We start from the raw sequence: 9,621 nt of genomic DNA, 5'->3' as shown, positions 1-9,621 counted from the left end.
GACTAAATGAACGCAATCGAATTCGACAGGGTCACGCTGACCTATGGGGGACGCCGGGTTTTATCCGACGTCTCCTTTTCTCTACCGCAAGGCGCCTTTGTCGGCCTGCTCGGCGCCAATGGCGCCGGCAAGACGACGATGCTGCGCGCCATTCTCGGCCTGATCAAACCGGCCGGCGGCGCCATTTCGGTGCTTGGCAAATCGCCGACGCGCGGCAACGCCGACATCGGCTATATGCCGCAGGCGCGGCGCGCGCTTGGCGATGTCGGCGTCAGCGGCCTCGACTTCGTGCTGAGTGCCGCCGGCGGGCATCGCTGGGGCTGGCCCGTCGCATCGGCTGCCGAGAAGGAGGCGGCGTGGAAGGCACTTGAAGAGGTGGGCGCCGGCAGCCTCGCGCGCCGTCCCTTGGGCGAGCTTTCCGGTGGCGAGCGCCAGCGCATCCTGATCGCGCAATCCTTGATCGGCAATCCGCAACTGCTTTTGCTCGACGAGCCGCTGATCAGTCTTGACGCGGGCCATCAGCGCGCGATCATCGACCTGGTGCATCAGATCGGCGAACGGCTCGGCATTGCCGTGCTGTTCTGCTCGCACGAGATCAACCCGCTGCTGCGCGCCGTCGACCGCGTGCTCTATCTCGGCAACCGCAAGGCGGCGATCGGCTCCGTCGACGAGGTCATCAGCGGGCCGGTGCTGTCGAAACTCTACGGCACGCATATCAATGTGGTGCGGGTTGCCGGCCGCATCTTCGTCATGGCCGACGATGTCGAACTGGAGAGCGGGGCGCATGTCCACGATCTTTGACTATGAATTCATGCGCAACGCCTTTTATGCCTGCACCATCGTCGGCATCGTTTCGGGCGCGGTCGGCTATTTCCTCGTGCTCCGGGGCCAGACCTTCGCCGGTCATGCGCTCTCCCATGTCGGCTTTCCCGGCGCCACGGGCGCCGGCCTAATCGGGCTGTCGCCGTTTCTCGGCCTCACGGTGTTTACCGTCGCCGCCGGCATCGGCATCGGCCTGCTTGGCGAACGCGCGCATCGCGACGTCGCCATCGGCATCGTTTTGACGCTGTCGCTCGGCTTGGGCTTGCTGTTTCTGCATTTCTACACCGCCTTCGCCTCGCAGGCGACCAACGTGCTGTTCGGCAATGTGCTGGGCATCAGCCTGCGCACCGTTATCGTGCTTGCGGTGCTGGCGGTGGCGATCCTTGTCGCGCTTTTGCTGATAGCGCGGCCGCTGCTGTTCGCCAGCCTGCAGCCGGAACTCGCCGAAGCGCGCGGCGTGCCGCTCACTCTTGTCTCGACCCTGTTCATGGTGCTGGTCGCCGTCGCCACGTCCGAGGCGGTGCAGATCGTCGGCGTGTTGCTCGTCTTCGCGCTGATGGTGGCGCCTGCAGCCACCGCCCTCAGGCTTACCAGCGGCGTCGGAGCCGGCGTGCTGACGTCCATCGCGCTTGCCGTGATCATCGCCTGGATCAGCCTGACGCTCGCCTTCCTGACCGACTGGCCGACGAGCTTCTGGATCACGGCGCTGGGCGCGGCGGCCTATGTCGTCAGCGGCATGGTCCGGCGCCCGTCGGTCCGAGAGACTCAGGCAGCCGAGGCCGGCCTCTGAGGCTTGCCCTCCGGCAGGTCGGTCGGGCCGGCTGCAAAATTGACGTCAGGGAAATACACCCAAAAAAAGTCAGGTCTACAACCGGGCTCCTGAAACGTTTCAGCCGGGAAAGACAAATCCATTCAATGGTCTAGATCGCGACCTCTGGCGTGCCAAAGATCCGCTCCGGAGCGGCCGGAAAACCCGGAAAACCGCCATTTCAAGCGCATTTTGCGGCGGCGAATGGGCTTGCGCGAGGCCGGCTGGAAAGCTGGCCGGGAGGCGCAAAAGCGACCTCCCGCGGCCATCGCGGGCGGCGTTGACAGACCGCGGTGCTGCATGCGTATAGCAAGCCATGGGTCACGCCATGGCCGTGGCGGTTGAGACGGGGCTGGGGGGTTTCGTAACAACAGCATTGACGGCCCGGCGCCGGACGGGCGGCATGCACTCTCGAAGTGCGCCGCTCGCTCTTGGCTGACGCGCCGGCGACCGGCAGCAGTCCTGGCCTGCGTTATCTCGACCAGGCTCCGCAGAACGCCATCGTCTCAGCTTTTCGATCCGCATCGGTTCGAAGCGAACGAGGTGACGCCCTCTTAACCGATATTCGCTTCGCTACGTCCCCCTCCCCTGCTGGGCGAGGGGGACGCTGGCGATGAACCGCGCCGGCCGAGGTGTATCGGCACCGATCAGGCAAGCCTGACGACGTCGATCAAGCAAGCTTGACGACGTCGATCAAGCAAGCTTGACGACGAAGTGCTTGGTTACCGGCTCGATGATCTGCCAGGTGCCCTTGAAATCGGCTTCGACCACGAACGCATCGCCCGGACCGACCTCGACCGGCGTGCCGCCATCGGGCGTGATGATGATGCGGCCGGCGATCATGTGCACGAACTCATAGTCGGTGTAGGTGGCGTGATAAGTGCCTGGCGAGGCCCGCCAGGTGCCCGACAGCACCTTGCCATCGGCGGTGGTGTGCTGCACGGCGGTCTGCATGGTCGGCCGGCCCGCCACAACGATCCAGCCCGGTAAGTCGCCGCCCTCGGCATGCTCGACAGCGCCGAATTTGAAAATGGTGGTGTTGGTCATGGGAGGCTCCGTTTGAATTGCATGGCTGCCGGTTGGATAGCCGATGCGTGTGACGGGAGCAACGCAAGGGCCGACGTGTGGCGTCGGAGATTGACGAACGCGCGCGCTAATCTCCCCCCTCGAGGGGGAGATGTCGCCGAAGGCGACAGAGGGGGTCGGTTCGACTGGACGCGGCGCCTGCACCAGACGGAAGTTGGCGCTTCACGCGAGACGACCCCCTCTGGCCGCTTCGCGGCCATCTCCCCCTCAAGGGGGGAGATTGGCAGTTCATCTCCTCCAATGTTGCACTGCGTTAGATTTGTTGCATTGCGATATCGACCCATAGGGCGGAGTCTTGGTCCGACTGTCAACGGTTGCAGCGCCGTGTCCCGTTGGGCGCAAAGCTGCCGCACGTATGATCCCGGCGCGACCGTTACTCGCCGAGGCGGGGTCATGCACCAGCACGAGGTGGCAAATCGTGTCAGCATCGTTCCGGCCCGATATCGAAGGACTGCGTGCCTTGGCGGTGGCAGGCGTGATCGCCTTTCATTTCGGCTTCACCGGCCTGCCCGGCGGCTTCACCGGCGTCGACATCTTCTTCGTCATCTCGGGCTATCTGATCACAAAACACCTGCTTGCCGAAATCACCGAGACCGGGCGGCTCAACCTGTGGCGGTTCTATGCCAGGCGCGCTCGGCGGCTGTTGCCGGCGTCGCTGTTCGTCATCCTCGCCACACTGGTGGCCGGCGCCTTCATCCTGTCGCCGGAGGAACAATCGCTCTATTCCAAAGGCGCCATGTTCGCCTCGGCCTACATGATCAATCTGTGGCTGATCCGCTGGTCGTTCGATTATTTCGCCGCCGATGCGGCCAGCAACCCGTTTGTCCATTTCTGGTCGCTGTCGGTGGAGGAGCAGTTCTATGTCGCCTGGCCGGCGCTGCTTGTGCTGGCGGCATGGCTGCGCCCCGGCAAGCGCGGCGCGATCCTGGTGATCGGCATTGCCGGCCTCGTCTCGTTCGCCGTCTGCGCGTGGCTCACCACGGTCTCGCAGCCCTGGGCCTTCTATTTCTCGCCGCTACGCGCCTGGGAGTTCGCCGCCGGCGGACTGGCCAGCATGGTGCCGCAGCAAGTCTGGCAAAACCGCCCGCGGCTCGCCACGCCGCTGGCGTGGCTCGGCCTAGCGCTGATTGCCGGCGCCTATCTTTCCTTCAGCGACGAAACGCCCTTCCCGGGTTTCCTCGCCCTGGTGCCGGGGGCCGGCACCGTGCTGTTGCTGCTGGCAGGAGCGGCGCACGCGCAGCAGGAGAGCGCTAAGAAAAGCCCGATCGAGGCACTGGCGCTGGCGCCGCTGCAATGGGTCGGCAAACTCTCCTACTCGCTCTATCTCTGGCACTGGCCGGTGATCGTGTATGCCACGATGCTGACGCCGGAACTTTCGCCGCTGCAGCGGCTCGGCTGCTTGGCGCTGACGCTGGCGCTGTCGGGGTTCACCTATCATGTCATCGAAAACCCGATCCGCCGCAATGGCTGGCTGATGGCCAGTGCGGCGCGGGCGCTGGTGCCGGCCGTCCTCCTGACCGGCACCGGCGTCGCAGCCGCCTACGCCAATGCCAGGCTTGCCGTCCACGATCTGGACCCTGAGCAGCGCAGCATTGCCGCCAGCGCCGCGCAGCCTTCCACGGCGCGCGCGGCCGGCTGTATTCTCTCCTTCGAGACAGTGCCGCCGAAGGCCTGCGTGTTCGGCAACAAGGACGCCGGGCGCTCGATTGCGCTTTTCGGCGATTCGCATGCCGACCACTGGTCGACGCCGCTGATCGAGGCGGCGGCCAAGAACAACTATCGCCTCGTCACCTATCTCAAATCGTCCTGCCGTGCCTCGCGGGTGACGACCTGGAACTGGCGGCTGAAGCGCGACTACACCGAATGCGACCAGTGGCGGGAGCAATCGGTCAAGGACATTATCGCGTTGCACCCGCACATGGTGGTGATCTCGGAATTTTCGATCGGCAATGTGATGAAGGAATCGCCCGAGGAACTGAAGCACGCCGATGGGAACGAGGAGTGGAAGACCGGCCTGCGCTGGACGCTGGCGGCATTCAGCCGGGCCGGGATCAAGGTCGCGGTAATCCGGGACGTTCCCTACAATGGAAGCTATGCCGACAAATGCGTGGCGCGGGCGCTGTGGCGCGGGCAGGTGCCTGAAGTCTGCGACACGCCGAGGGACGCGGCGGCGAACGACGACATCGCCGCGGCCGAGCGCGACGTCGTGCGCAGCGTGCCCGGCGCCACCTATGTCGACCTGACCAGCCAGTTCTGCGACGCCCAAACCTGCCACGTGTTCATCAACGGCCAACTCGCCTTCCGCGACCGGCACCACCTGGCGACGCCATTTGCTGAATCACTGGAGCCGCTCTTGGAGAAGGCGGTGTTTTAGGGGGCGGCGAGGTAGGGGGACCTGACGGCTGACGCTCAGTTGATGCGAGCTATGCCACAAACACATCCTCTCGATGGTGAGCGAGGTAAGCCTGCTGCGGCGGGGTGAAGGTGCTAGTGCGCCAGACGGCGGGGGCTTCGGCAAAGCCGAAACTCTGCATCACCAATTGCTCGAATCCGAGCCGCCGCAAATCAGTCTTGTCGACGCGCTGGGATATGAGGACCTGCCCGCTATCTTCAAAACTGATGAAGCCACGGTCAAAGAGGTGGTCGGCATCAGGCGTGAGGAGCAGCCCGTTCATGCCGTCCAAGCGCTCCTGCGCGGAAGCGCATAGGCGCCAAGGCTTGATGTGGCTTGCAATCAGCAACGAGGGATTGGTGACCCCTGTGAGTCGGCACGAGCGCTCCATGGCTTCGACATTGGAACGAAATTTACCTTGGCCGCGACGAGCTTGAATGACGCTCGTCTTTACAGTGTCCTCGAGTTGGAGGTCGTCTCGGATACGGCGCTCAACGACGTCCTCTAAAATTTCATTGACGACTTCGAAAGTGAGACTGTTTGCGCCACCACGCCTCAAAGCTTCGCGGTCGAAAGCTGTACCCGCGACAATTGTGTGAAACACCTCTTGCGATACGCTCGCGAGATAGGCGTGTTGACGGCCTGATCCGGAGTTTGGGTCGATGGGCGAGTATCGGGCAGGCAGAAGCGGACCCAATTCGCCAATTATGTCCGACGGGCGCACCGTCGGCAGGAGCGGCGCCCAATACACCGGGAGAAGCCAACCTTCCTCGTTCCAATTGGCTCCAGTGTTCTTGAACTCCGGTGGTTTCGGTGCTGTGAATGCAAACTCCGCTACCCGACCAATATAGCGCACGGCTTGACCGAAAAAAGACAACACGAGGTCACCAGGTTTCGCCCGACGCATATTTTTGTAGAACTCGCTGCGTGCCCCATTCTTCTGAGTTTTGGGCGACCAGAGATATTGCCCGTCGATCTCTTGGCGGGCGGTCTGACTGTGATTTACCCACCAGAATTGCGACATCGTTTTTGATTTTAATAGTTGCCGTCGGCTGGGTAAGCTCTATTCGAGACCTGTCTCGCCTACAAGCAGGGAGCCGACCTTATTGCCAGGTGCGACAGGCGGCGTAACTGCATCTTTCGGCGAGACGCCAAGAAGAGCGTAGGGCGACGATAGTCGCCGCCCCCACCCCGCTTGCAAATCTCCACCCCAATGCCATCTACATCACAGGCGCACCGCCGGTGCGCAGGTATCCACGGAGCATTCACTTGACGCAGCGAAGCGGCAGTGCGGACTTGCCGCTGCATGGCGGGCGGGTTCCGAAATGGTTGGGCGATCGCATGACGCGGCTGGGCGCGGTGCTGTGCGAGGCGATCATCCATCACTATGGCCGTGACGAGCTGTTGCGGCGGCTGGCGCATCCGTTCTGGTTCCAGTCTTTCGGCGCCGTCATGGGCATGGACTGGCACTCCTCGGGCATCACCACTTCGGTCGTCGGCGCGCTGAAGCGCGGGCTGAACCCGATGTCGCGCGAGCTCGGCATTCATGTCTGCGGCGGGCGCGGCGCGCATTCGCGCAAGACGCCGCAGGAGCTGACCGCGATCGGCGAACGCGTCGGCATCGATGGCGCGGCGCTTGCCACCGCCAGCCGCCTAGTCGCCAAGGTGGACAGTGCGGCCGTGCAGGACGGTTTCGACCTCTATCTGCACGGCTTCATCGTCACCGACGACAGCCGCTGGGTGGTGGTGCAGCAAGGCATGAACGGCGACAGCCGCCAGGCGCGGCGCTATCACTGGCTGTCCGAAGGACTGACAAGCTTCGTCGACCAGCCGCATGCGGCGATCGAGGGCGAGCGGCAGGGCGAGATCGTCAACCTGACCGACCATCGCGCCGCGCCGTCACGTAGCGGCCAGATCGACCTGTTGAAGACCATGAGCCCGGAGCGGATCCTCGACGAGCTTGCCGTGCTGGAGCCGCCGCCGAAATCACCGGCCGCGAAATCATCCGCGCAGCCGATGCTGCCCAATCTGGTGATGCCGGCGCATCATGACGTGCGCGAGAGCGACATCGTCATGCACCGGCTGCACGGCAACATCTCGGCGGCCATCGAAAGCGGGCCGGCCGATTTTCCCGAACTGCTGTTGGTGCCCGGCGTCGGCGCGCGCACCGTGCGAGCGCTGGCCATGGTGGCGGAAGTTGTGCACGGCGCGCCCTGCCGCTTCTCCGATCCGGCGCGCTTCTCGCTCGCCCATGGCGGCAAGGACCGCCACCCCTTCCCAGTGCCGCTGAAAGTCTATGACGAGACGATCGCGGTGCTGAAATCGGCCGTCGGCAAGGCCAAGCTCGGCCGCGAGGAAGAGCTTGGCGCGCTGCAGCGCCTGGATGGCGAGGCGCGCCGGCTGGAGCGCTACGTCACCGGGCCGAGCCTTAAGGAGATCGTCGCCGGCGAGTTCGACCAGTCGCATCTGCTGGGAGGGCGCAGTGTGTTCGGGTGGGAGGGGGCGGCGGAAAGCGACGACGGTTCAGACAGGGGCCGCCAGTAGCGGCCTGTCCATCATGCAGAGATAGTGCGCGGCCCATAGAAACACGTGCTCGGCTTGTTTTGATAATGCTTGCAAAGACCCATTTCTCAAGTGATGCTCTGCCAGGCGAGGCTCGGCATGAATACATTCGCATGGACGTTGGTTTTCGTGCTGCTGGCGATTGGCGGCGCGATCGCCCAAACGACGCCTGAGCCTGCCATACTGGCATATACACCGCCGATGCACTTCGTCGTTGTACGCAACAGCACGCCAGGATGCGAGCCGACATGCCCGGAATGGATTTCGGCGGAAGGTCACATCGTGGCCGGCACGCCAGCTTTGCTGAAGGCTTTGCTGAAAAAACTCGGCCCCCGCAAATTGCCTTTGGCGTTGAATTCCCCGGGCGGCGAGACCGATGCGGCGATGGCGCTTGGCCATATGATCCGCGCCAGCGGGCTCGACACGATGGTTGGCAAGACGGAGTTCTCCGAATGCGCGCCAGACACAAAAGCCTGCGGGCCGGGCGACCTCCGCTTCGGCGTCGCCAACCCCGTCGGCGCAGTCTGTTCGTCAGCTTGTACGATGGTTCTTGCGGGCGGCGTACGGCGCCTGGCAGACAGCCGCGCCTTTGTCGGCATTCACCGGATCATGCTGCCGACCGCCAAGAAAATCCACGGCAAGAAGACCATCGTCCTCGTTCCGATACCCAAATGGTATGAACGCAAGGTCGACAGCTATTTCACCGAGATGAAAGCAGGTTCGTGGATCGTATCGGCCATGCAAAAAATACCCGACGACAGCATACGATACCTCGTGACATACGAACTTTTGGACCTGAATCTGATAACCGAAACCGGTCACGGCGACACGCGCACCTCCATCGATATCTGCAAGACCACGCCGCCGGCGGGCAACTGCCGAACGGTCAGGCAATAGGAATAGCGGGCCACGTAGGTCGTCGAAGCGCCTGTTTCTCAACAGCAACCCTTCACTTTACGCGGCACCCTTCAACAGGTCTTCCGGCCGGCCCTCGACGAGCGCAGCAATATAGCTTTCCAGGCTGGTCGTGCCGCGCTCCGGGTTTTCCGGCTCCGCCGGCTTGTCCAGCGTGGCCTCGGTCATGCGGGTGTAGGACTCGGCCGCCGCTTTGGAGAAGCCGAGTTTTTCGTAGGTTTCTGTCCAGCGCTCGCGCGGCACCGTGACCACGCGCACGTTTTTGCGCAACGCCGCACTGAAGGCTGCGGCAACATCGGCGGCTGAGTAGCGCCGAGGGCCCTCGATATAGTGCGTGCCGGTCTTGTCCGCCGGCTCCAGCAGACGTCTCGCTGCGGCCTCGCCGAGATCCTGCGGCGCCACCATCGGCAGCTCGAAATCCGCCGGGAAGAAGGAGGTGATGACGCCGTCGCGCCGCGCCGTCTCCAGGGCCTGATCCCAGTTGCTCATGTAATAGGCGGCGCGGTTGATGCTTGCCGGAATGGCCTTCGCTTTCAGCTTCAGCTCGAGGCCGTAAAGGACGGTGAGATCGCCGACACCCTCGCCGGCTTGCGCGCCATAGGTCGATTCCGCTACCACTTTTTCGAGGCCGGACCCCTCCAGTGCCGCCGCAATCGCGGCAACCGTCTTGCGCTCCTCGGCGTCGGTGTCGGTCGATGGATCGGCCGGCGGGTTGAGCAGAAACGCCCGCTTGCCGCGCCGCAAGATTTCACGCAGTGCCTCGACATCGAGCACATCGGCAACCGCGGCCTCCGCGCCCTGTTCAACCAACCATGCGGCCTTCGCCTCGTCGCGCGTCACCACCGTGACATCCTCGCCCTGCCGCAACAGCGCCATTGCCGCCGCCGAGCCGACATGGCCGGTACCTCCAAGAATAACATGCATGGTCTCGTCCTTCCCTTGCTGATTCATGCCGGATTAATGGCTGGGGCGGCGAAGGGTTCAAAAATCGGGGGACGATGCTGACAGGAGGTGACGCTGACTTTCCTCGCAATGC

At 63.7% G+C, this 9,621-nt stretch carries 8 protein-coding genes; 5 read left to right on the top strand and 3 right to left on the bottom strand.

All coding sequences use genetic code 11. The features are described 5' to 3' along the window. The first annotated feature begins 6 nt into the window (after positions 1-6). Positions 7-801 (top strand): metal ABC transporter ATP-binding protein, encoded by a 795-nt coding sequence (locus tag NKH38_RS24860; protein WP_352762966.1) that lies wholly within the window; start codon positions 7-9, stop codon positions 799-801. Continuing rightward, the gene (locus NKH38_RS24855) at positions 785-1,612 is read left to right on the top strand and encodes a metal ABC transporter permease (RefSeq protein ID WP_352762968.1); all 828 of its coding nucleotides are present in this window, start codon (positions 785-787) and stop codon (positions 1,610-1,612) included. The genes NKH38_RS24860 and NKH38_RS24855 overlap by 17 nt, the downstream gene beginning before the upstream one ends. A gap of 711 nt (positions 1,613-2,323) precedes the next feature. Here NKH38_RS24855 and NKH38_RS24850 read toward each other — a convergent pair. After that, positions 2,324-2,677, bottom strand: coding sequence for a cupin domain-containing protein (locus tag NKH38_RS24850; RefSeq protein ID WP_023672492.1), 354 nt, complete (start codon positions 2,675-2,677; stop codon positions 2,324-2,326). A gap of 457 nt (positions 2,678-3,134) precedes the next feature. Between NKH38_RS24850 and NKH38_RS24845 the strand changes: the two genes are divergently transcribed. Next, the gene (locus NKH38_RS24845; RefSeq protein WP_352762970.1) at positions 3,135-5,090 is read left to right on the top strand and encodes an acyltransferase family protein; all 1,956 of its coding nucleotides are present in this window, start codon (positions 3,135-3,137) and stop codon (positions 5,088-5,090) included. Positions 5,091-5,139: 49 nt separating this feature from the next. Here the strand turns inward: NKH38_RS24845 and NKH38_RS24840 are convergent, their stop codons facing one another. Then, a complete protein-coding gene (locus NKH38_RS24840) occupies positions 5,140-6,132 on the bottom strand; it encodes an HNH endonuclease (protein WP_352762972.1) in 993 nt (330 codons plus the stop codon). Between the two features lie 245 nt (positions 6,133-6,377). Between NKH38_RS24840 and NKH38_RS24835 the strand changes: the two genes are divergently transcribed. Continuing rightward, positions 6,378-7,652 (top strand): DUF763 domain-containing protein, encoded by a 1,275-nt coding sequence (locus tag NKH38_RS24835; protein WP_352762975.1) that lies wholly within the window; start codon positions 6,378-6,380, stop codon positions 7,650-7,652. A gap of 147 nt (positions 7,653-7,799) precedes the next feature. Further along, positions 7,800-8,567 (top strand): COG3904 family protein, encoded by a 768-nt coding sequence (locus tag NKH38_RS24830; protein WP_156933462.1) that lies wholly within the window; start codon positions 7,800-7,802, stop codon positions 8,565-8,567. Positions 8,568-8,624: 57 nt separating this feature from the next. On the opposite strand, the gene NKH38_RS24825 is transcribed toward NKH38_RS24830, so the two are convergent. Next, positions 8,625-9,509: an NmrA family NAD(P)-binding protein gene (locus tag NKH38_RS24825; RefSeq protein ID WP_352762977.1), complete on the bottom strand. Its 885-nt coding sequence runs from the start codon at positions 9,507-9,509 to the stop codon at positions 8,625-8,627. Between the last annotated feature and the right edge of the window lie 112 nt (positions 9,510-9,621).

The organism is Mesorhizobium sp. M1078 (assembly GCF_040318615.1).
Classification (GTDB): Bacteria; Pseudomonadota; Alphaproteobacteria; order Rhizobiales; family Rhizobiaceae; genus Mesorhizobium.
This window is presented reverse-complemented; position numbering and strand designations above follow the sequence as displayed.